This window comes from Piscinibacter gummiphilus (assembly GCF_002116905.1).
Classification (GTDB): domain Bacteria; phylum Pseudomonadota; class Gammaproteobacteria; order Burkholderiales; family Burkholderiaceae_C; genus Rhizobacter; species Rhizobacter gummiphilus.
In genome coordinates, this window is the sequence record NZ_CP015118.1 from 2,311,180 (window position 1) to 2,335,747 (window position 24,568).

The following is a 24,568-nucleotide window of genomic DNA, read 5'->3' on the forward strand; positions in this document are numbered from 1 at the left end:
TAGGGACGAGGTCGAGTTTAGTGATCGGCCGTCCGGCCATGTTCCCCGCGGATGAAGGTCTGCCCGGCAGGAATTCACGCTCGGGCGCTTTGGTTGGCGCGCACTTTCTATCACAGGGCCCTCATGATGCTCAAGCGAGGGGCCGCTTTGGACGACAACCCCGAGGGGGACTGCCCCCAGGAACACCCGTGCACCTTCCCCGAACCCACTTTGCGAAAGACGGAGCGCGCCACCTGGCGCGGAACGTCGCGGCGTGGTGCCGCCGTCTGGTCGTGGTGGTGCTGGCCGCGGGGCTGTTCGCGCCGTCCGTGGCGTTGCGGGCCTGGGACGTGGAACGCATGGCGGCGGCCGCGCGCAAGGCCGGGCCGAACGCGGTGGCCGGCGTGACGGCGCTGCAGCAGACCCTGGCCGCCGCCGCGGCGCTGGACGAGCCGGGCCGGCTGCAGGCCGTGAACCAGTTCTTCAACCGGCGCATCGTGTTCCGGGATGATGCGGCCGTGTGGGGACAGGTGGACTACTGGGCGAGCCCCATCGAGACCCTGAACCAGGGCCAGGGCGACTGCGAGGACTTCGCCATCGCCAAGTACTTTTCCCTGCTGGCCCTCGGCGTGCCGGTGAACCGCCTGCGGCTCGTGTACGTCCGCGCCCAGATCGGCGGGGCCCAGGGCGTGGTCCAGGCCCACATGGTGCTGGCCTACCATCCGAGTCCGGAGGCCGAGCCGCTGATCCTCGACAACCTGATCGGCGAGATCCGCCCGGCCTCGCGCCGTCCGGACCTGGCGCCGGTTTTCAGTTTCAATGGCGATGGGTTGTGGCAGGGTGTGGGCACCCAGACGGCGGGCGACCCCGTGGCCCGGCTGTCGCGCTGGCGGGAAGTGCTTGCGAAGGCGCGGGCGGAAGGTTTTCAATGAACGACGTACGAACGAGCGGGACGAACGGACCGATGATCGACAGGGAGCGCGCATGTCGCTGATACGCCAAATCTGGTTGCTGATGTTCGGCACCGTGCTGCTCGCCTTCCTGGGCAGCGTCACGGTGGCGGTGGAGTCGGGCCGCAACTACCTCGAGACGCAGCTGCAGCTCAAGAACTCGGACAACGCGACCTCGCTGGCCCTCGCCCTGTCGCAGCAGAAGGGTGACCAGGAGCTGATGGACCTGATGATGTCCGCCCAGTTCGACACCGGCTTCTACCGGCGCGTGCGCCTGGTCGGTGCCGACGGCAAGGTGAAGTTCGTGCGCGAGGCCACCGTGGGCCCGGCCAAGGCCCCGGCGTGGTTCGCCGACGTGGTGCCCATCGAGTCGCGCCCCGGGCTCGCCCAGGTGTCGGACGGCTGGCGTGCCCTCGGCCAGGTCGAGGTGGAGAGCCAGTCGGCCTTCGCGGTCGACGAGCTGTGGCGCAGCAGCGTGCGCTCGGCGCTCGCGCTCGCCGTGGTGGGACTGATCGCCGGCGCCCTCGGCACGCTGGTCGTGCGCCGCATCCGCAAACCCATCGACAGCACCGTGGGCCAGGCCCAGGCGCTGGTCAAGGGCGAGTTCGTCACGGTGGAGGCCCCCAACGTGCCCGAGCTGCAGCGGCTCACGCTCGCGATGAACACGATGGTCGAACGCCTGCGCGTGGCCTTCCAGACCCAGGCCGCCCAGCTCGACGCGCTGCACCGGCAGGCCAACTGCGACACGCTCACCGGCCTGTCGAACCGCGCCCACTTCCTGGGCCAGCTGGGCGCCGCGCTGCAGCGCGAGGATGGCACGGCCGATGGCGGCCTCGTGCTGCTGCGCGTGCTGGACCTCGCCGGCATCAACCGCACGCTGGGCCACGCCGCGGCCGACCGCATGATCACCACCATCGCCCAGGCGCTGCGGCCGTACACCGAGCGCGTCGAGGGCTGTTTCCTCGGCCGCCTCAACGGGTCCGACTTCGCGCTGTGCCTGCCCGTGCCCAACGTGGCCCGCGAGACCGCGCAGGCCCTGGCCGACGCGCTGCGCCTCGTGCTGCCGTCGATCGGCGCGGGGGCGTCGGTGGCGGTGGGCGCGGTGGAGCTGCGCCGCGACATGACCCTCGCCGAGGTGATGGGCGCGGCCGACGGCGCGCTGGCCCGAGCCGAAAGCGTGGGTGCGTTCGCGGTGGAACTCGCGAGCGAAGCCTCGCCCGCCATCGCGCTGCTGGGCGAGGGCGCCTGGCGCCAGCGCATCCGGGAGGCGCTGGTGCACGACCGGGTGCGGCTCGTCTCGTTCCCGGTGGTCGACAGCCGCATGCAGACCATCCACCTCGAATGCCCGCTGCGCATGCAGCTCGAGGCCGGCGGCACCTTCGAGGCCGCGGCCCGCTGGCTGCCGCTGGCGGTGCGCAGCCGCCTGACGGTGGACGTGGACGAACGCGCACTGGCGCTCGCGCTGATGGACGCGACCCGCGACGGCCAGTCGCGGTGCGTGAACCTGTCGCCGTCGTCGCTGACCGACAGCAGCTTCGCCCCGCGCCTGCGGGCGCTGCTGTGGGCCGCGCCGCGTGCCGCCCGCCTGATCTGGCTCGAGGTGGCCGAAACCGCCGCGGTCGATCACTTCCACCTGCTGCAGGAGCTCAGCCGCCAGCTGCGCCCGATCGGCGTGCGCATCGGCCTCGAACACGCTGGCGCCCGCCTGGGGCAGATCCCGCGCCTCTTCGAGGCCGGGCTCGACTACGTGAAGCTCGATGCGTCCATCGTGCGCGACATCGGCACCGACGAGAACCGCGCGACGTTCGTGCGGGGCACGGTGACGCTGCTGCACGGGTTGTCGTTGCAGGTGTTCGCGGAAGGGGTCAGCGACGAGCTGGACCTGCAGCGGTTGTGGGAATGCGGTGTCGATGGGGCGACCGGCCCCCACATCAGCGCAAAGCTCTGATCCCCTGACCGCACGGTCATCCCGGCGAACGCCGGGATCCACCGTGGCCGCTGCGCACATGCAGGCAGTGGGCCCCGGCGTCCGCCGGGGTGACCGCGAGCAGGGGGCGAGCTCGCGAAGCGAGCAATGCCCCGAAGCGACCGCGCGCTCGCGGAGAGGCGAGCGCAGCGACGCCGACCCATCAAGCCACCCGCGAGCCCGGGTCCCCCGGGCGACCCGGGGCGCCCCTCGGGGGCAGGAGGCGCCAGCCGACTGGGGGGCTCAATTCCCGTCCACGATGAGCTTGGACTTGTTCAGCAGGTCCTGGATGATCTGCTGGTCCGTGTTCAACGCCCCACCCACCGTCAGGTCCACGCCGCTCAGCTTGATGGCCTGGTCCACGGCGCCGGCGTTGTAGCCGCCCGAGAACCCGCCCGTCGTGCTGATCTGGATCGTCGTGGTGTTGCCCGACGTCTCGAAGTGCAGGTAGTTGGTGAGGTTGCCGGTGGCCGCGCCGAGCGACGTTTCGCCCTGCAGCAGGTCGCGCAGGTCGAGCACGTCGCCACCGGCGGAGGCCGCGGCGTTGTTGAAGTCGGTCACCGTGTCGACGGCCGGGGCACCCTTGACGCCCTGGTCCGCGAACTCCCAGCGGAAGACGTCGGAGTCGGCGCCGCCCGTGAGGAAGTCGTTGCCCTTGCCGCCCACCAGGATGTCCTTGCCGTTGCCGCCGTCGAGCGTGTCGTTGCCTTCGCCGCCGCGCAGGATGTCGTTGCCGTCGTTCCCGTTGAGGATGTCGTTGCCGAGACCGCCCTCGAGGATGTCGTGGCCCGCACCGCCGTGGAGCGTGTCGTTGCCGGCGCCGCCCTGGATGTGGTCGTTGGCTGCGGTGCCCGTGATGGTTTCGCTGGCGTCCGTCCCGAACAGGTTGTTTGAGATCACGTTGAGCGTGAGCGTCGAACTGCTGCTCTGGTTGTCGGTGTCGGTCAGCGTGTAGCCGATGACCGTGGGCTCGACCGCCGTGGCGGCGTTGTCGACGTTGATGCTTTCGAACGTCAGGCCCGAGATGTAGGCCGTGGCCGGGCTGTTCGCTTCGACCTCGATGCGGCCGATGTTGCCGTACTCGGTGGGCAGCGTGACGGTGCCTTCGGCCGAGCTGACGAACTGGCCCAGCAGCACGCCGGCCACGTCGTACATCGTGTACGTCAGCGCGCTGACGATGGCGGTCGCATTGTCGAGGTTGCTGCCCGTGGCGATGTTGAACTTCACGCCCTGCACGCCTTGAGGGTGCGACGACTGCGAGAAGGTGAACACCAGGCGCTCCAGGGCCGCGAGGCTGCTGGCCGAGTTGTTCGCCGAAACGCCGAGGCCGCTCGTGCCGCTGCCGCTGTTGAGCACGACGGTGCCGACCGAGCCGTTCTGCTGGAAGGCCGTGATCGCCACGCCGTTCGCGTTGTTGTTGATGGCGCTGGTGTACGAGTTGGTCACCGCCGCCTTGTGCGGCGTGTCCGTCAGCGCCGCGGTGGGCGGGGTGTAGTCGTAGTAGCCCGTCTTGCTGAAGACGAGCTTGCTGCCGGCATTGGCCGTGCCCGAACCGGTCCAGGTGAGCTGGCCGTTCGCGATGACGTAGGTGTAGCCGGTGCCCGATCCCGTGCTGTTGACGAGCAGGTTGAACGTCTGCCCCTTGAAGCTGATGCTCGAGACCTGCGCGTTGTCGACGGCGTTGTCGACCCCGTCGCCTCTCGCGGAGAAGCTTGCCACGCCGCTGCCCAGGGCCAGGCCGCCGTCCGTGCCGGCGCCGGTGATCACGTTGCCTTCGAGGTGCGACTGGTTGATGTCCAGCGTGTCGGTGTCGGGGCGGGCGATGGGGGCGCCGTTGGCGATCACGAAGTTCAGGTTCGTGGGGGCCGTGACGTCGCCGTCGCCGTCCTTCGCGGTGAAGGTCAGCGTGAAGCTCTCGCCGTTCGCGGCCGTGCCGTTGGTGTAGTACGTGTAGTTGCCGGTGGTGAAGTTGAAGAGCAGCGTGCCCTTCGTGAAGCCGTTGGTGCTGTTCAGCGTGAGCATGTCGCCGCTGATCGTGGTGGTGGTGCCGCTCTGCGAGATCCGGTTGTTGGCCGCGTCGTAGGTGAACGTGACCACCTTGCCGGCGAGGGTCATGGTCATCGTGACCACCTGGCCGCCGTCGGCGCCGAAGGCGCTGCCGATCGCGCTGCCCGACGTGGACACCACGTTGCCGCCATAGGCCGGCGGCACGGTGGCCAGCAGCGACGAGCTCAGCTGGTTCAGGTCGGTGACGAGCACCGCGCCGTCCTTCGTGCCGCTGCCGTCGGCGTCCACGTTGTGGATGTTGTCGAGGGCCGTGGTGCTCGAGATGCCGGTGCCGATGCCGACGGCATACGACTGGACGCCGTTCTGTGCCGTGAACGCGTTGTAGATCGCGGTCTGGGCCGCGGTGTTGCCTTCACCAGGCGCTCCGTCGGACAGGAAGTAGGTGGTGTTCTTGACGTTCGTGTTGACGGTGCCGTAGGCCTCCTGGGCCTTGGCGAGGGCGGCTTCGTAGTCGGTGCCGCCGCTCGTGGTGCCGGTGATGCCGTTGATCGCTGCCTTCACCTGCGCCAGGGTGGTGTACGCGACGTTGTTCGGGTTCACGATGGACGCCGAACTCGAGAACGTGACGAGCTTGACCGAGACCGTCTGCGCCTGGCTGTAGTACTGCTCCACCAGTTCGATCAGCGCGGCCTTGGCCATGGCCAAGCGGGTGGTGGTGCCGGTCTGGTTGCCGTTGGCGTCCACGCTGCGCACCAGGCCGCCGTAGGCGGTGGTGGTCATGCTGCCGGAGATGTCGAGCACCAGCACGAGGTTGTACGTGGGCAGCGGCACCTGGGAGACGCTCACGGTGTGGTCCGCGACCTGCGGCTTGTCGTCGACGATGTCGACGTGCAGCACCGCTTCGTTGCCGTTGTTCGGCTTGTACGTGAAGTCCTCCGCCACGGACAGGTTGGTGGCGGCGGTGTTGTTGTTCGCGTTGGTCTCGAGCGTGTAGGTGTACGTGCCGTCGGACTGCACCACGAGCTTGCCGAGCGGGCTGTCGATCGTGACCGAGCCGCCGCTCGCGATGTTGTACGTGGTGCCGCCGAACTTGACGTAGGACACTGACGTGGCGCCCGTGTCGTTCGCGATCAGCGAGCCGGTGGCCACCGTGGTGCCACCGCCCGTTCCGCCGGTCAGCGCGCTTTCATGCACGGTGGCGAAGTCGTCGCGGGCCTGCGACGTGGCGATCGTCACCGTGGCGGTGCTCGTCTGGCCGTCGTCGTCGGTCAGCGTGTACGTGAACGTGCCGTTGCCGGCCGCGCTCGGAGTGAAGGTGTACGTTCCGTCGGCGTTGGTCACGAGCGTGCCGCCCGTGCCCGCGCTGACGGACGTGATGCGGGCGTGGTCGAGCAGCGTGTCGTTGGCGAGCAGCTGCGCCTTCGTCAGGATGATCGGCGTGCCGAGGGTCGTGCGGAACTGGTCCGCCACGGCCACAGGGGTGCCGTCGCTGACGGCGTTGACGTTGAAGGTCACCGTGTTCGGCACGGTGTCGTAGCCGCCGTTCGAATCGCCCACGCTGAAGGTGAACTTCGAGTAGTTCGCACCGTTGTCGTCCGGGTTCGGCACGAACGTGAGCTGGTTCCCGGCGATCTGGGCGGCCGTCACGATGGCGCCCTGCGTCACGGCCACGCCGTTCAGGTACAGCGTGCCGTTGGTGGGCAGCGTGTCGATGCGCACCGTGGTCGGGTTGACGTTGTTGCCGTCTTCCTTGTCGTTCATCTGGAAGTTGGCGAGCGACAGCGTGAGGCGCGTGTCCTCGTTGGTCGTCAGCGTGACGTCGCGGCCCTCCGGCAGGTCGTTCACCGGCACCACGTTGACGGTGGTGGTGGCGAGGTTGCTGGTGTTCACGCCATCGGTCACCGTCACGGTGATGACGCGCGGCGTGTCGCTCGGGTTGTCGCTGCTGTTGGTGAACGTGATGTTGCGGATGCGCTCGATGTACTGGGCGAGGGTGCCGCTTCCCGAGATCTGGATGACGATCGAGCCGGAGTTGTTGACCGTGTTGGTGACACGGACGCCGCCCACGTCGTTGCCGAGATTCAGGGCGTCTCCGTCCATCCGGTTCGTCAGCGTGATGGTCGCGCCAGCCATCGTCGTGCTGTCGGCGTCGGTGATCGTCATGTCCGTGTCGGCGATGGACACACCGCTGCCGCCCTGGCCTTCGGTGAACGTGACCGCGTAGTTCGCGCCCGTGGCGCCGCTCGAATTGTTGCCGTCCAGGTCGAGCACCGGGGTGGCCGTGTCGTTGTCGACGATGGTGGCGACGGCCTGGACCGACGCGTTGGCCGTGCTGCCGCCCGTCCGGGTGGCGGTCAGCGTGAAGGTCTCGTTGCCCTCGTAGGCCGTGTCGTTGACGATCGGCGTGCGCACGAGCACCGAGGTGCTGTTCGCGGCGAACGTGGCCGACGTGGCGTTGGTCCAGGTCTGGCCGCCGTCGGTCGAGACCTGCAGGTTGGTGCCGGTGGTCGAACCGAAGTCCACGCCGCCGCCGGTGGCGGTGCCGTTGCCGAGTGCCAGGCCCACGGTGGTGGTCGACGGCGAGCCATGGCTCAGCTTGACCTCGAACACGGCGAAACCCGCGTCCTCGTTCACCGAGATCGGCGCGATGGACATCGTCGGGTCGTTGTCGAGGATCGTGGCCGTGCCGGTGGCGTCCGGGTTGGACGTCGTGCCGGCCGTGACGGTGGCCGTCAGCGAGAACTGCTCGTTGGCCTCGTCGATCGAGTCGTTGATGACCGCCGTGCGCACCAGCACCGACGTCGCGCCGTTGGCCGGGAAGGTGTAGGTCGTGCCGTTCTTCCAGGTCAGACCACCGTCGGTGGAGATCTGGAGGTTGTTGGCCGTGGTCGAGCCGTAGTCGACGCCGCCGCCGACGGCCGTGCCGTTGGCGAGGGTGAGGTTGACGGTGGTGTCGGTGGGTGCCGGGGCACTCAGCTTGACCTCGAACACCATGAACGGGATGGACTCCGCGACGGTCGGGCTCGAGACCGACAGCGACGGGAAGTCGTTGTCGACGATCGTGGTCGTGACGGCGCTGCTGGCCGGGTTGACCGCGAGTTGCTCGAACCCGCCGCCCGTGGCGCCACCGATGGTCACGGTGAAGTTCTCGGCGCCTTCGATCAGCGTGTCGTCGATGGTCGCGATGTCGAAGTTCACGCTCGACGAGTTCGCCGGGATCGTGACGGTCGTCTGGCCGGTGAAGTCGACGCCGTTGGCGGCCGTGCCGGAGTAGGTCAGCGTGACCGTCACCGTGCTGGTCGGCGGGTTGGTCAGCGACAGCGTGTAGTGGGCGGTGCCACCTTCGGTCACCGACGCGTCGCCGGTGAGGCTGATGCGGGTGATGTCGCTGTCGTCGGTGACGGTGGTCGTGGCGGTGGACGTGGTGGTCACCGCCTCGAAATTGCCGCCCGAGGTGCCCGTGATGGACACGACGGTGTCCACGTTGCCCTGCGCATAGGCATCGTCCGCACGCACCGCGATGGCGGGGCCGGTGAAGGAGCTCTGGCCCACCGGGATCGTGATCGTCTGGCCGTTGGACAGCGTCACCGCGAACGGCGAGCCGGTGACGGCGTGGTTGACCGAGACTGTGTAGGTGAGGGCGCCGCCTTCGGCGATCGAGGTGGCCGACGGCGTGACGGTGACGATGGTCGCGTCGGCGTCGTCGTGCACCACGGAGGAGGCGGTGCCGGTGGTGTCGAGCGACTCGAAGTTGCCACCGGACTTGCCGGTGATGGTGACGTCGAGCTGCTGGTCGCCCTGCTTGTAGAAGTCGTCGGCGCGAACGGCGTACGGATCGGACGTGCCCGTGGTCTGGCCGACGGGGATCGTGACGGTCTGGCCATTGGACAGCGTCAGCGTGAGCGGCGAACCGGCGACGGCGTTGCTCAGCGTGACGGTGTAGACGATCGAGCCGCCTTCGGTGACGTTGGCCGCCGACGGGGTGATCGTCAGCGTCGTCGGAGCGCCGCCGTCGGTGACGGTGGTGGTCGCGGTGGACGTCTTGTCGATGGCTTCGAAGTTGCCACCCGAGGTGTCGTCGATCTTGACGATCGTGTCGACATTGCCCTGGGCTTGCGCATCGTCCGGACGCACGGCGATGGCCGGGCCGGTGGCCGAGCTCTGGCCCACCGGGATCGTGATCGTCTGGCCGTTGGACAGCGTGACCAAGAACGGCGTGTCGGTGACGGCGTGGTTGACCGAGACCGTGTAGGTGATGCTGCCGCCTTCGGCGACGGTGGTGACCGACGGCGTCACGGTGACGACCGTGGCGTCGGCATCGTCGTGGACGACGGTGGTCGCGGTGCCGGTGGTGTTCAGCGACTCGAAGTTGCCGCCGGACTTGCCGGTGACGGTGACGTCGAGCTGCTGGTCGCCCTGCTTGTAGAAGTCGTCCGCGCGGACGGTGTAGGCGGCCGTCGTGCCGGTGGTCTGGCCGACAGGGATCGTGACGGTCTGGCCGTTGGACAGGGTGAGCGTCAGCGGCGTGCCGGCGACGGCGTGGCTCAGCGTGACGGTGTAGACGATCGAGCCGCCTTCGGTGACGTTGGCCGCCGACGGGGTGATCGTCAGCGTGGTGTCCGCACCGCCATCGGTGACGGTGGTCGTGGCCGTGGAGGTCTTGTCGACAGCCTCGAAGTTACCGCCGGAGGTGTCGTCGATCTTGACGACCGTGTCGACGTTGCCCTGGGCTTGCGCATCGTCCGGACGCACCGGGATGGCCGGGCCGGTGGCCGAACTCTGGCCCACGGGGATGGAGATCGTCTGGCCGTTGGACAGCGTCACGACGAACGGGGTGCCGGTGACCGGGTGGTTGACGGACACGGTGTAGGTCAGCGAGCCCCCTTCGGCGATGGTGCCGGCCGACGGCGTGACCGTGACGACCGTCTGGTCGGCATCGTCGTGCACGACGGAGGTCGCCGTGCCGGTGGTGTCGAGCGACTCGAAATTGCCACCGGTCTTGCCGGTGACGGTGACGTCGAGCTGTTGGTCGCCTTGTTTGTAGAAGTCGTCCGCACGCACGGCGTACGGATCGGTCGTGCCCGTCGTCTGGCCCACGGGGATCGTCACGGTCTGGCCGTTGGACAGCGTGAGCGTCAGCGGCGTGCCGGCGACGGCGCTGCTCAGCGTGACGGTGTAGATGATCGAGCCGCCTTCGGTGACGTTCGCGGCGGACGGGGTGATCGTCAGCGTCGTGGCGACGCCGCCATCCGTGACGGTGGTCGTGGCGGTCGAGGTCGTGTCGACGGCCTCGAAGTTGCCGCCCGACGTGCCGTCGATCTTCACGACGGTGTCGACGTTGCCCTGGGCTTGCGCATCGTCCGGACGCACCGGGATGGCCGGGCCGGTGGCCGAGCTCTGGCCCACGGGGATGGAGATCGTCTGGCCGTTGGACAGCGTGACGGCGAACGGGGTGCCGGTGACCGGGTGGTTGACCGAAACCGTGTAGGTCAGCGAACCGCCTTCGGCGATGGTGCCGGCCGACGGCGTGACGGTGACGACCGTCTGGTCGGCATCGTCGTGCACGACGGTGGTCGCGGTGCCTGCGGTGTTCAGCGATTCGAACGTGCCACCGGACTTGCCGGTGATCGTCACGTCGAGTTGCTGGTCGCCCTGCTTGTAGAAGTCGTCTGCGCGGACGGCGTACGCGCCGGTGGAGGCGTGGTTCTCGCCCACCGGGATCGTGACGGTCTGGCCGTTCGACAGCGTCAGTGTCAGCGGCGTGCCCTGGACGGTGTTGCTCAGGGTGACGGTGTAGACGATCGAGCCGCCTTCGGTGACGTTCGCGGCCGAAGCCGTGAGGGTCAGCGTGGTGATGGCGCCGCTGTCGGTGACGGTGGTGGACGTGGTGGACGTGGTGTCCACGGCCTCGAAGTTGCCGCCGGAGGTGCCGTCGATCTTGACGACGGTGTCCTCGTTGCCTTGCGACTGGGCGTCGGCGGGACGCACGTCGATGGCGGGGCCGGTGGCCGAGCTCTGGCCCACGGGGATCGAGATCGTCTGGCCGTTGGAGAGCGTCACGACGAACGGGGTGCCCGTGACGGGGTGGTTCACCGAGACCGTGTAGGTCAGCGAACCGCCTTCGGCGATCACCGTGTCGGAGGCCTTGACCGTGACGATGGTCTGGTCGGCGTCGTCGTGCACGACGGAGGTCGCGGTGCCGGTGGTGTCGAGCGACTCGAAGTTGCCACCGGACTTGCCCGTGACGGTCACGTCGAGCTGCTGGTCACCCTGCTTGTAGAAATCGTCCGCACGCACGGCGTACGGATCGGTGTGGCCCGTGGTCTGGCCGACGGGGATCGTGACGGTCTGTCCGTTGGACAGCGTCAGCGTCAGCGGGGTGCCGGCCACGGCATTGCTCAACGTGACCGTGTAGGTGATCGAGCCCCCTTCGGTGACGTTCGCGGCGGACGGGGTGATCGTCAGCGTCGTTGCAGCGCCACCGTCCGAGACGGTGGTGGTGGCCGTGGAGGTCGCATCGACGGCCTCGAAGTTGCCGCCCGACGTGCCGTCGATCTTGACGACGGTGTCGACGTTGCCCTGAGCCTGTGCATCGTCCGGGCGCACGGCGATGGCGGGGCCGGTGGCCGAGCTCTGGCCGACGGGGATCGTGATGGTCTGGCCGTTGGACAGCGTGACCGTGAAGTCGGTGCCCTTGACCTCGTGGTTCACCGAGACGGTGTAGGTGATGGTGCCACCTTCGGCCACGGTGGTGACCGACGGCGACACGGTGACGACCGTCTGGTCGGCATCGTCGTGCACGACGGAGGTCGCCGTGCCGGTGGTGTCGAGCGACTCGAAGTTGCCGCCGGTCTTGCCGGTGACGGTCACGTCCAGTTGCTGGTCACCCTGCTTGTAGACGTCGTCGGCGCGCACGGCATACGGATCGGTCGTGCCAGTCGTCTGGCCGACGGGGATGGTCACGGTCTGGCCGTTCGACAGGGTCAGCGTCAGCGGCGTGCCGGCGACGGCGTTGCTCAGCGTGACCGTGTAGATGATCGAGCCGCCCTCGGTGACGTTGGCGGCGGAGGGGGTGATCGTCAGCGTCGTGGCGATGCCGCCATCGGTGACGGTGGTCGTGGCGGTGGAGGTCGTGTCGACGGCTTCGAAGTTGCCGCCGGACGTGCCATCGATCTTCACGACGGTGTCGACGCTGCCCTGGACTTGCGCATCGTCCGGACGCACGGCGATGGCCGGGCCCGTGACGGAACTCTGGCCCACGGGGATCGTGATGACCTGGCCGTTGGACAGGGTGACCGTGAAGTCCGAGCCCTTGACCTCGTGATTGACCGAGACGGTGTAGCTGATGGTGCCGCCTTCGGCGACCGTGGTGACCGACGGCGTCACCGTGACGATCGTCTGGTCGGCGTCGTCGTGGACCGTGGTGGTCGCGGTGCCGGTGGTGTCGAGCGACTCGAAGTTGCCGCCGGTCTTGCCGGTGACCGTGACGTCGAGTTGCTGGTCACCCTGCTTGTAGAAGTCGTCCGCACGCACGGCGTACGGATCGGTCGTGCCCGTCGTCTGGCCGACGGGGATCGTCACGGTCTGGCCGTTGGACAGCGTGAGCGTCAGCGGGGTGCCGGCGACGGCGTTGCTCAGCGTGACGGTGTAGACGATCGAGCCGCCTTCGGTGACGTTCGCCGCGGACGCGGTGATCGTCAGGGTCGTGGGGGCGCCGCCATCGGTGACGGTGGTGGTCGCGGTGGACGTCTTGTCGATGGCTTCGAAGTTGCCACCCGAGGTGTCGTCGATCTTGACGACCGTGTCGAGGCTGCCCTGGGCCTGCGCGTCGTCCGGACGCACGGCGATCGCCGGGCCGGTGGCCGAGCTCTGGCCCACGGGGATCGTGATCGTCTGGCCGTTGGACAGCGTGACGGTGAAGTCCGAGCCCTTGACCTCGTGGTTCACCGAGACCGTGTAGGTCAGCGAACCGCCTTCGGCGATGGTGCCGGCGGACGGGGTGACGGTGACGATCGTCTGGTCGGCGTCGTCGGACACCGTGGTGGTGGCCGTGCCCGTGGTGTCGAGCGACTCGAAGTTGCCGCCGGACTTGCCGGAGACCGTCACATCGAGGGTCTCGTCGCCTTGCTTGTAGAAGTCGTCCGCGCGCACCGCGTACGGATCGGTGGTGCCCGTGGTCTGGCCGACCGGGATCGTGACGGTCTGGCCGTTGGACAGCGTGAGCGTCAGCGGGGTGCCGGCGACGGCGTTGCTCAGCGTGACCGTGTAGACGATCGAGCCGCCTTCGGTGACGTTGGCCGCCGACGGGGTGATCGTCAGCGTCGTCGGAGCGCCGCCGTCGGTGACGGTGGTGGTCGCGGTGGACGTCTTGTCGATGGCTTCGAAGTTGCCACCCGAGGTGTCGTCGATCTTGACGATCGTGTCGACATTGCCCTGGGCTTGCGCATCGTCCGGACGCACGGCGATGGCCGGGCCGGTGGCCGAGCTCTGGCCCACCGGGATCGTGATCGTCTGGCCGTTGGACAGCGTGACAGAGAAAGGCGTGTCCTTGACTTCGTGGTTCACCGAGACGGTGTACGCGATGGTGCCGCCTTCGGCCACGGTCGACACGGACGGCGTGACGGTGACGACCGTCTGGTCGGCGTCGTCGTGCACGACGGTCGTGGCGGTGCCGGTGGTGTCGAGGGACTCGAAGTTGCCGCCGGACTTGCCGGAGACCGTCACATCGAGGGTCTCGTCGCCTTGCTTGTAGAAGTCGTCCGCGCGAACGGCGTAGGCCGCTGTCGTGCCCGTGGTCTGGCCCACGGGGATCGTGACGGTCTGGCCGTTCGACAGCGTCAGCGTGAGCGGCGTGCCGGCGACGGCGTTGCTCAGCGTGACGGTGTAGACGATCGAACCGCCTTCGGTGACGTTGGCGGCCGACGGGGTGATCGTCAGCGTCGTCGGGGCGCCGCCGTCGGTGACGGTGGTCGTGGCCGTGGAGGTCTTGTCGATGGCTTCGAAGTTGCCGCCCGAGGTGTCGTCGATCTTGACGACGGTGTCGACATTGCCCTGGGCTTGCGCATCGTCCGGGCGCACGGCGATCGCCGGGCCGGTGGCCGAACTCTGGCCCACGGGGATCGTGATGACCTGGCCGTTGGACAGCGTGACGGTGAAGTCCGAGCCCTTGACCTCGTGGTTCACCGAGACCGTGTAGGTCAGCGAGCCGCCTTCGGCGATGGTGCCGGCCGACGGCGTGACGGTGACGACCGTCTGGTCGGCATCGTCGTGCACCACTGTCGTGGCGGTGCCGGTGGTGTCGAGGGACTCGAAGTTGCCGCCGGACTTGCCGGAGACCGTCACATCGAGGGTCTCGTCACCTTGCTTGTAGACGTCGTCCGCACGCACGGCGTACGGATCGGTGGTGCCCGTGGTCTGGCCGACGGGGATCGTGACGGTCTGGCCATTGGACAGCGTCAGCGTGAGCGGCGTGCCGGCGACGGCGTTGCTCAGCGTGACGGTGTAGACGATCGAGCCACCTTCGGTGACGTTGGCCGCGGACGGGGTGATCGTCAGCGTGGTGTCCGCACCGCCATCGGTGACGGTGGTCGTGGCCGTGGAGGTCTTGTCCACCGCCTCGAAGTTACCGCCGGAGGTGTCGTCGATCTTGACGACCGTGTCGACGTTGCCCTGCGCCTGCGCATCGTCCGGGCGCACGGCGATCGCCGGGCCGGTGGCCGAACTCTGGCCCACGGGGATCGTGATGACCTGGCCGTTGGACAGCGTGACGGTGAAGTCCGAACCCTTGACTTCGTGGTTCACCGAGACGGTGTAGGTCAGCGAACCGCCTTCGGCGATGGTGCCGGCGGACGGGGTGACGGTGACGATCGTCTGGTCGGCGTCGTCGGACACCGTGGTGGTGGCCGTGCCCGTGGTGTCGAGCGACTCGAAGTTGCCGCCGGACTTGCCGGAGACCGTCACATCGAGGGTCTCGTCGCCTTGCTTGTAGAAGTCGTCCGCGCGCACCGCGTACGGGTCGGTGGTGCCCGTGGTCTGGCCGACCGGGATCGTGACGGTCTGGCCGTTGGACAGCGTGAGCGTCAGCGGCGTGCCGGCCACGGCGTTGCTCAGCGTGACCGTGTAGACGATCGAGCCGCCTTCGGTGACGTTGGCCGCCGACGGGGTGATCGTCAGCGTCGTCGGAGCGCCGCCGTCGGTGACGGTGGTGGTCGCGGTGGACGTCTTGTCGATGGCTTCGAAGTTGCCACCCGAGGTGTCGTCGATCTTGACGACGGTGTTCACACTGCCCTGGACTTGCGCGTCGTCCGGACGCACGGCGATGGCCGGGCCGGTGACGGAGCTTTCGCCGACGGGAATCGTGATGACCTGGCCGTTCGAGAGGGTGACGACGAAGTCGGTGCCCTTGACCTCGTGATTGACGGACACCGTGTAGCTGATCGTGCCGCCTTCTGCCACGGTCGACACGGACGGCGTCACGGTGACGACCGTCTGGTCGGCATCGTCGTGCACGACGGTGGTGGCGGTGCCGGTGGTGTCGAGGGACTCGAAGTTGCCGCCCGACTTGCCGGAGACCGTCACGTCGAGTTGTTCGTCGCCTTGCTTGTAGAAGTCGTCCGCGCGCACCGCGTACGGATCGGTGGTGCCGGTGGTCTGGCCGACCGGGATCGTGACCGTCTGGCCGTTCGAAAGCGTCAGCGTCAGCGGCGTGCCGGCGACGGCGTTGCTCAGCGTGACGGTGTAGACGATCGAGCCACCTTCGGTGACGTTGGCCGCGGACGGGGTGATCGTCAGCGTGGTGTCCGCACCGCCATCGGTGACGGTGGTCGTGGCCGTGGAGGTCTTGTCCACCGCCTCGAAGTTGCCGCCGGAGGTGTCGTCGATCTTGACGACCGTGTCGACGTTGCCCTGCGCCTGCGCATCGTCCGGGCGCACGGCGATCGCCGTGCCGGTGGCCGAACTCTGGCCCACGGGGATCGTGATGACCTGGCCGTTGGACAGCGTGACGGTGAAGTCCGAACCCTTGACTTCGTGGTTCACCGAGACGGTGTAGGTCAGCGAGCCACCTTCGGCGATGGTGCCGGCGGACGGGGTGACGGTGACGATCGTCTGGTCGGCGTCGTCGGACACCGTGGTGGTGGCCGTGCCCGTGGTGTCGAGCGACTCGAAGTTGCCGCCGGACTTGCCGGAGACCGTCACGTCGAGCTGTTCGTCACCTTGCTTGTAGACGTCGTCCGCACGCACGGCGTACGGATCGGTGGTGCCCGTGGTCTGGCCGACGGGGATCGTGACCGTCTGGCCGTTCGACAGGGTCAGCGTCAGCGGGGTGCCGGCGACGGCGTTGCTCAGCGTGACGGTGTAGACGATCGAGCCGCCTTCGGTGACGTTCGCCGCGGACGCGGTGATCGTCAGGGTCGTGGGGGCGCCGCCATCGGTGACGGTGGTGGTCGCGGTGGAGGTCTTGTCGATGGCTTCGAAATTGCCGCCGGACGTGCCGTCGATCTTGACGACCGTGTCCACGCTGCCTTGGGCCTGCGCGTCGTCCGGACGCACGGCGATCGCCGGGCCGGTGGCCGAGCTCTGGCCCACCGGGATCGTGATGGTCTGGCCGTTGGACAGGGTGACGACGAAGTCGGAGCCCTTGACCTCGTGGTTCACCGAGACCGTGTAGGTCAGCGAGCCGCCTTCGGCGATGGTGCCGGCGGACGGCGTGACGGTGACGATGGTCTCGTCGGCATCGTCGCGGACGGTGCTGGAGGCCGTGCCATCCGTGTCGAGCGCCTCGAAGTTGCCGCCGGTGTGGCCGGTGACGGTGACGTCCAGCGCCTCGTCGCCTTGCTGGTAGACGTCGTCGGCACGGACCGCGTACGGGTCCGTCATGCCGGTGGTCTGGCCCACGGGGATCGTGACGGTCTGCCCGTTCGAGAGGGTGAGCGTCAGCGGCGAGCCGGCGACGGCGTTGCTCAGCGTGACGGTGTAGACGATCGAACCGCCTTCGGTGACCGATGTCGCCGACGGCGTGATGGTCAGCGAGGTGATGACGCCGCTGTCGGTGACGACGGTCGTCGCGGTGGAGGTCTTGTCGACGGCCTCGAAGTTGCCGCCGGACGTGTCGTCGATCTTGACGACGGTGGTCTCGTTGCCTTGCGACTGGGCATCGGCAGGGCGCACGTCGATGGCCGGTCCGGTGGCCGAGCTCTGGCCCACGGGGATCGTGATCGTCTGGCCGTTGGAGAGCGTCACGACGAACGGCGTGCCGGTGACCGGGTGGTTGACCGAGACGGTGTACGTGAGCGAACCGCCCTCGGCGATCATCGAATCGGACGCCTTGACCGTGACGATGGTCTGGTCGGCGTCGTCGTGCACGACGGAGGTCGCGGTGCCAGTGGTGTCCAGCGACTCGAAGTTGCCACCGGTCTTGCCGGTGACGGTGACGTCGAGCTGTTGGTCGCCTTGTTTGTAGAAGTCGTCCGCACGCACGGCGTACGGATCGGTGGTGCCGGTGGTCTGGCCCACGGGGATCGTGACGGTCTGGCCGTTCGACAGGGTCAGCGTCAGCGGCGTGCCGGCGACGGCGTTGCTCAGCGTGACGGTGTAGGTGATCGAGCCACCTTCGGTGACGTTGGCCGCGGACGGGGTGATCGTCAGCGTCGTCGGAGCGCCGCCGTCGGTGACGGTGGTGGTCGCGGTAGAGGTCTTGTCGATGGCCTCGAAGTTGCCGCCCGAGGTGTCGTCGATCTTGACGACCGTGTCGAGGCTGCCCTGGGCCTGGGCGTCGTCCGGACGCACGGGGATGGCGGGACCGGTGGCCGAGCTCTGGCCCACGGGGATCGTGATGGTCTGGCCGTTGGACAGGGTGACGACGAAGTCGGAGCCCTTGACCTCGTGGTTCACCGAGACCGTGTAGGTCAGCGAACCGCCCTCGGCGATGGTGCCGGCGGACGCCGTGACGGTGACGACGGTCTGGTCGGCGTCGTCGGACACCGTGGTGGTGGCCGTGCCCGTGGTGTCGAGCGATTCGAAGTTGCCGCCGGACTTGCCGGAGACCGTCACGTCGAGGGTCTCGTCACCTTGTTGGTAGAAGTCGTCCGCGCGCACGGCGTACGGGGCCGTCGTGCCGGTGGTCTGGCCGACCGGGATCGTGACGGTCTGGCCGTTGGACAGCGTGAGCGTGAGCGGCGTGCCGGCGACGGCGTTGCTCAGCGTGACGGTGTAGGTGATCGAGCCACCTTCGGTGACGTTGGCCGCGGACGGGGTGATCGTCAGCGTGGTGTCCGCACCGCCATCGGTGACGGTGGTCGTGGCCGTGGAGGTCTTGTCCACCGCCTCGAAGTTGCCGCCGGAGGTGTCGTCGATCTTGACGACCGTGTCGACGTTGCCCTGCGCCTGCGCATCGTCCGGACGCACGGCGATCGCCGGGCCGGTGGCCGAGCTCTGGCCCACGGGGATCGTGATGGTCTGGCCGTTGGACAGCGTGACGGTGAAGTCCGAACCCTTGACCTCGTGGTTGACCGAGACGGTGTAGCTGATCGATCCGCCTTCGGCGACGGTGGTGGCCGACGGCGTCACCGTGACGACCGTGGCGTCGGCATCGTCGCGAACGACGGTGGAGGCGGTGCCGGAGGTGTCGAGCGACTCGAAGTTGCCGCCGGACTTGCCGGTGACGGTCACGTCGAGCGGCTCGTCGCCTTGCTGGTAGGCGTCGTCCGCGCGCACGGCGTACGGGGCGGTGGTGCCCGTGGTCTGGCCGACGGGAATCGTGACCGTCTGGCCGTTGGAGAGCGTCAACGTCAGCGGCGAGCCCTGCACGGCGTTGCTCAGCGTGACGGTGTAGACGATCGACCCGCCTTCGGTCACGGTGGCGGCCGACGGGGTGAGGGTGAGCGTGGTGACGTCGTTGTCGTCGACGACCGTGGTGGTGGCCGCCGCGGTGGACGTCACGGATTCGAAGTTGCCGCCGCTGGTGCCCGTGACGGACACGACCGTGTCCACGCTGCCCTGGGCGTGGGCGTCGTCCGCGCGCACGGCGATGGCCGGGCCGGTGGCCGAGCTGGCGCCCACCGGGATGGTGATCGTCTGGCCGTTGGACAGGGTCACCACGAGCGGCGCGCCCGTGACGGCGTTGTTGAGCGTCACCGTGTAGGTGAGCGAACCGCCTTCGGTGATGGTGCTGGCGGAGGCCGTCACCGTGAGCGTGGTGGCAGTGCCGTTGTCGGCGACCTGCGTGGACGCGCTCGAGAACGTGGTGTCCAGCTGCTCGAAGTTGCCGCCGGTGGCCGAGCCCACGCCGACCGTGACCGTCTGCGTGCCTTGCACGTACGGATCGTCACCGCGCACCGCGAACGGTGCGCTGCTGCCCGAGCTGTCGCCCACGGCGATGGTGATGGTCTGGCCGTTCGACAGCGTCAGCACGACGGGCGAGCCGGTGACCGGGTTCGACAGCGTGGCGGTGTAGACGACGCTGCCGCCTTCGGCGACCGATGCCGCGGAGGCCGTCAGCGTGACCGTGGTGGTGGTGGCCTGGTCGGTGACCGTGGTGGTGGCACTGCCGCCGATGGCCACGGCCTCGTAGTTGGCGCCGGTGGTGCCGGTGACGGACACGTTCAGGGGCCGGTCGCCCTGGACGTAGGCGTCGTCGCCGCGCACGGGGAAGGGCGCACCCGTGCCCGAGCTGGCGCCCACGGGGATGGTGATGGTCTGGCCGTTGGACAGCGTCACGACCAGCGGGCTGCCCGTGACCGGGTTGTTCACGGCGACGGTGTAGGTCACCGAGCCGCCTTCGGCCGCGGTGGCCGACGAGGCGGAGACGCTGACCGTGGTGACATCGGCGTCGTCGACGACCGTGCTCACGGCCGGCTGGCCCGGGGTGACGGTGCCGAAGCTGCCGCCGGACGTGCCGGTGACGGACACGCTGACCGTGTCGGGGTTCTGGGCATAGGCGTCGTCGGCGCGCACCGGCACCGCGGCCGAGGTGCCCGAGGTCTGGCCCACGGGGATCGTGATGGTGGTGCCGTTGGACAGGTTGATGACCAGCGCCGAGCCGGTGACCGGTTGGTTGACGACGGCCGTGTAGACGAGGCTGCCGCCTTCGGTCACCGTGGGGGCCGACGCGGTGAGGCTGATCGAGGCATCGACGGGCGCCGGAGGCGGGGCCGGCGTGGGCGAGGGCGCCGGCGCGGGATCGGCCGCGGCCGTGGAACCCGCGGTGGTGGGCGTCACGGGCGGGAACGTGGCGGGCGTCGCTTCGAACGATTGGCTGAACGACGCCGGCGTGGTGCCTTCCGAGATGCGGTCGACGCGCAGGCCGGGCTGCATGTCGCCGCCGTCGCCACCGGCCAGGCCGGCCGCGGGGGCGGTTTCTTCGGTGGGGTTGTCGATCTCGGCGATGACCCGGTCGAGGTCGGTGTCGGGCGCGGCCGCAGCCACCGGCGCGGGAGTCTCTTCCGGGGTCAGCTGGACGATGCCGTCCTGCGTCGTGAGGATGACATCACCCTTCTCGACGCGTTCCCCGATCTGGAGCACATGCATCTTGCCGTCGGCCTTGCGGACCATCGCCGTGCCCCCCCAGAGGCCGGTCACGGTGCCATTGACGGTTTGGAGAAGAGTGGGCATGGGAAAACCTCGGCAAAGTACTGCTCAGAATGAATCCGAGAATACCGGAACTGGGGTTTCCTTATGTGCCCGAGAAACCGGCTTTTCCGTGAACAGAATCACCGGAACCCCATTGCCGCAGTGCAATAGGCGATGGGCGACATGTCGGCTTTTTTCCGTGCGCAAGCCTCCCGAACGGTATATCGACGGGCCTGCGGGAAACTTGAGGCGGATTCACGGCATAACCCCCGGCGCCCGATTCGGGCGAAGCATGGGGATATTCGTGATCGGTATCACGCCGCGCCGGGGGTGGCGCGGCGGCAAGGCATGCTGGCAATCAGCGCTCGCGGAGCGCGTAGGCCTTGGCCTTGAGCACCGGCTTGAGCAGGTACGACAGCACCGTCTTCTTGCCGGTCAGGATGTCGACCTCGGCCGTCATGCCCGGAATGATGGGCATCTTCTCGCTGAAATTGGTGCGCGTGGTGCGCACCCGCACGCTGTAGAACGCGTTGCCCTTCTCGTCGACCACCGTGTCGGGGCTGATGTTCTCCACCTTCGCGTCGAGGCCGCCGTAGATCGAGAAGTCGTAGGCGGTGAACTTCACCAGGGCGTCCTGGTCCGGACGGATGAAGGCGATGTCCTTCGGGGCGATGCGGGCCTCGAGCACCAGTTCGTCGTCGAGCGGAACGATCTCGACGATGTCCTTGCCCGGGGTGACCACGCCGCCCACGGTGTTGGCGAGCAGCCGCTGCACCCGGCCGCGCACCGGCGAGCGCACCTGCGACTTGTCGACCTTGTCGGTGAGGGCCACGGCTCCTTCGTTCAGCGCATTGAGCTTGCCGAGCGTGTCGGCCAGGTCCTTGCGGGCGTCGTTGCGGAACTGGATCTCGGTCTCCTGGGCCTTGCGCTGGGCCTCGCCGATGGAGGCCTGCACGCGGGCGATCTGGGCCGTGGCCTGTTCCGATTCACCGCGGGAGCGGGCGATGTCACGCTCCAGGCGCAGGATTTCCACCTCGGAGACGGCCCCGCTCGAGAGCAGCGGGCGGGTCTTCGTGAGTTCCTGCTGGCCGAGGTCGAGCGCCCGGTCGGCCGACACCTTGCGCGAACGCATCTCCGCGAGTTCCTGCTGGCGCTGCGACAGCTGCTGGGCGTTGATGGACAGCAGGGTGTTCAGCTCCGAGCGCTTGGCCTCGTACAGCTGCTGCTCGCCGAGCAGGATGTGCTGCGCCTCGACGTCGTCGGCCGGCACCTCGGGCGGCTTGAACGCGGTGTCTTCGGCCAGCGCGCGCAGGCGGGCGGCACGGGCCCGCAGCGCGAGGCCCTGGGCATTGCTCTCGCGCACGCCGGACGTGGCGCGGGTCTCGTCGATCTTGAGCAGCAGTTGCTTCGCCTCGACGACCTGGCCTTCCTGCACGAGGATCTCGGACACCACGCCGCCGTCCAGCGCCTGCAGCACCTGCAGCTGGCGCGAGGGCACCACCTTGCCGTCGCCGCGGGTGACCTCGTCGACCTTGGCGAGGCCGGCCCACACCACGAGCAGCGCGATGATGACGACGGCCGAGCGCACGATCTTCTGCGCGCGGTGGGTCTCGGCGCGCGACATCAGCCCGTCGGCCTCCAGCTCGAAACTGCGGAAGCCCGCCTGCTGGGCGGCCGGGTCCGTGGCGGCGGAGGCGCCGAACAGGCGGCGGGTGAGCGGCTCGATCAGCACGCGCACCTTCTCGAGCACGGCCAGCACGCCGCGTCCGGCGCGGATCAGCGCGCTGTTCGTGCGGCCCTCGGGGGCGGCGGAGGGGGTGGGGACGGGCTCGTTCATGCGGCTCGCGCGATGCGCCCCGTGGACAAGGCTTCCATGATCCGGTCGCGCGGGCCGTCGGCGACGATCTTGCCGCCGTCGATCACGATCACTCGGTTGACCATCGCCAGCAGCGAGGTGCGGTGCGTGACCAGCACGACGGTCTTGTTCTCGGCGAACTTGGTGATGTTCTGCGTGATCTGGGCTTCGGTGGAGAAGTCCATCGCGCTCGTGGGTTCGTCGAGCAGCAGGATGGGCGCGTTGTGCAGCACGGCGCGGGCGAGGCCGATGCCCTGGCGCTGCCCGCCCGAGAGCGATTCGCCGCGCTCGCCCACCGGCATGTCGAAGCCGCGCGGGTGGCGGTAGATGAAGCTCGTCATGCCCGCCAGTTCGGCGGCGGCCACGACGGCGCTGTCGTCGGCGTAGGGCAGGCCGAAGGTGATGTTGTCGCGCAGCGTGCCGTAGAAGAGGGTCACGTCCTGCGAGACGTAGCCGAGGTTGCGGCGCACGTCGGCGGGGTCCAGCTGGCGCAGGTCGATGCCGTCGATCAGCACGGCGCCCTCGGTGGGCTGGTACAGGCCCATGATGAGTCGTTCGATGGTGGACTTGCCCGAGCCGACGCGGCCGATCAGGGCCACGCGTTCACCGGCGGCCACCTTGAACGACAGGCCCTCGAGCGCGACGTCCTGCCGGCCCGGGTACGAGAACTTGACGTTGCGGAACTCGATGTCGCCGCGCAGCTGCGGGCGCTGGATGAAGTTTTCGTCGGCCGGCCGTTCGACCGGGCGCTCCATGATCTTGTCGAGCGACTCCATCGCGGTGCGTGCGCCCTGGTACTGCATCAGCAGCGCCACGATCTGGCCGGCGGGTCCGAGCGCGCGGCCCGCGAGCATGGACGACGCGATCAGCGCGCCCATGGTCAGGTCGCGCAGGCCGATCAGGTGCACGCCGATGATCACGATGGAGATGGTGACCGCCTGCGTGAGCCAGCCGGTGGTGTAGCTGGCGGTGGACGACAGCGCCCGCATGCGCACGTTGGTGCGCGACAGGAACACGTTGGCCCGTTCCCAGCGGCCCTGGATCACGCCCTCGGCGCCCAGCGACTTGATGGTCTCGATGCCGGTCAGGCTCTCGATCAGCGTGGCGTTGCGCTGGGCGGAGGCCTGGTACGTGGTCTGCGACAACTCGTGCAGGCGGTGCTGCAGCACGTAGCCCATCACGAGGATCACCGCGAAGGCGACCAGCACGGGCACCGCGAGCCACGGGGAGATCCAGGCCAGCACGATGATGAAGAGCAGCGCGAAGGGCAGGTCGATCAGGGCCGTCACGGTGCTGGACGCGATGAAGTCGCGCACCTGCTCGAAGCCGCGCAGGTTCGAGGCGAACGAGCCCACCGACTCGGGGCGGTTCTCGAGGCGCATGCCGAGCACGCGTTCCATCAGGCGGGCCGAGATCTGCACGTCGATGCGGGCACTGGCCTCGTCGACGAAGTGGCTGCGCAGCAGGCGCATGAACAGGTCGGCGCACATGATGAGCACGACGCCCACCGACAGGGCCCACAGCGTCTCGATGGCGTTGTTGGGCACGACGCGGTCGTACACGTTCATCGAGAACAGCGGGAACACCAGCGCGAAGAAGTTGACGAGCAGCGCGGCCCACAGCACGTCGCGGTAGACGAAGCGCTGTTCGAGCACCGCGCTCCAGAACCAGTGCTTGTTGCGCACCGAGCGCACTTCCGGCGTGCGGGCGTCGAAGCGGAAATGCGGCCGCACGAAGAGCACGACGCCGGTGAATCGTTCGGCCAGCGCATCGCGCCCGATGCCCACCGAGCCCTGGCCGGTCTCGGGCAGCAGCACGCGGGCCTCGGTGTGGTCGGCGTTCCAGCCGAGCAGCACGCAGGCCTGGCTGTCCTTCAGGATCAGGATGGCGGGCAGGGCGGCCGTGTCGATGTCGGCGAGCGCCAGGCGCTGCAGCTTGGCCGACATGCCGGCGCGGGCGGCGGCACGTTCGGCGAGTTCGAGCGTGAGGCGGGCCTTGCCACTGGCCCCGAGGGGCAGCCCGGCCGACAGCGAGGCGCGCGACGCGGCCCGACCGGTGAGGCGGCAGACCTCGACCAGGCAGTCGAGCAGGGGGTCGGGGTGGATCAGGTCTTCGCGCAGGCGCTGGGTGGCGGCGTCGGCCGTGACCGGCGGGACGGCCGTCGCCGAGGGTGGGGGCGCGGAGCCCCCCGGCGTGGCGGGGTGTGTCGGACCTTGTTGACCTTGTTGTGCCGTCATCGTTGAA

5 protein-coding genes are annotated in these 24,568 nt (G+C 68.7%); 2 read left to right on the forward strand and 3 right to left on the reverse strand.

The window, feature by feature from the left end; translation table 11 throughout:
- Positions 1 to 188 precede the first annotated feature (188 nt).
- On the forward strand, positions 189 to 911 hold the full coding sequence (locus A4W93_RS10490) for a transglutaminase-like cysteine peptidase (protein ID WP_237357752.1): 723 nt from the start codon (positions 189 to 191) through the stop codon (positions 909 to 911).
- Between the two features lie 52 nt (positions 912 to 963).
- Positions 964 to 2,877, forward strand: coding sequence for an EAL domain-containing protein (locus tag A4W93_RS10495; RefSeq protein ID WP_169726529.1), 1,914 nt, complete (start codon positions 964 to 966; stop codon positions 2,875 to 2,877).
- Between the two features lie 261 nt (positions 2,878 to 3,138).
- Here A4W93_RS10495 and A4W93_RS10500 read toward each other — a convergent pair whose 3' ends face one another.
- The 3 genes from A4W93_RS10500 to A4W93_RS10510 form a co-directional block, all read right to left on the reverse strand.
- The gene (locus A4W93_RS10500; protein WP_157131630.1) at positions 3,139 to 20,511 is read right to left on the reverse strand and encodes an immunoglobulin-like domain-containing protein; all 17,373 of its coding nucleotides are present in this window, start codon (positions 20,509 to 20,511) and stop codon (positions 3,139 to 3,141) included.
- Between the two features lie 316 nt (positions 20,512 to 20,827).
- The gene (locus tag A4W93_RS10505; RefSeq protein WP_085750560.1) at positions 20,828 to 22,306 is read right to left on the reverse strand and encodes an HlyD family type I secretion periplasmic adaptor subunit; all 1,479 of its coding nucleotides are present in this window, start codon (positions 22,304 to 22,306) and stop codon (positions 20,828 to 20,830) included.
- On the reverse strand, positions 22,303 to 24,561 hold the full coding sequence (locus A4W93_RS10510) for a type I secretion system permease/ATPase (protein WP_085750561.1): 2,259 nt from the start codon (positions 24,559 to 24,561) through the stop codon (positions 22,303 to 22,305). Before A4W93_RS10510 ends, A4W93_RS10505 begins: the two co-directional genes overlap by 4 nt.
- Between the last annotated feature and the right edge of the window lie 7 nt (positions 24,562 to 24,568).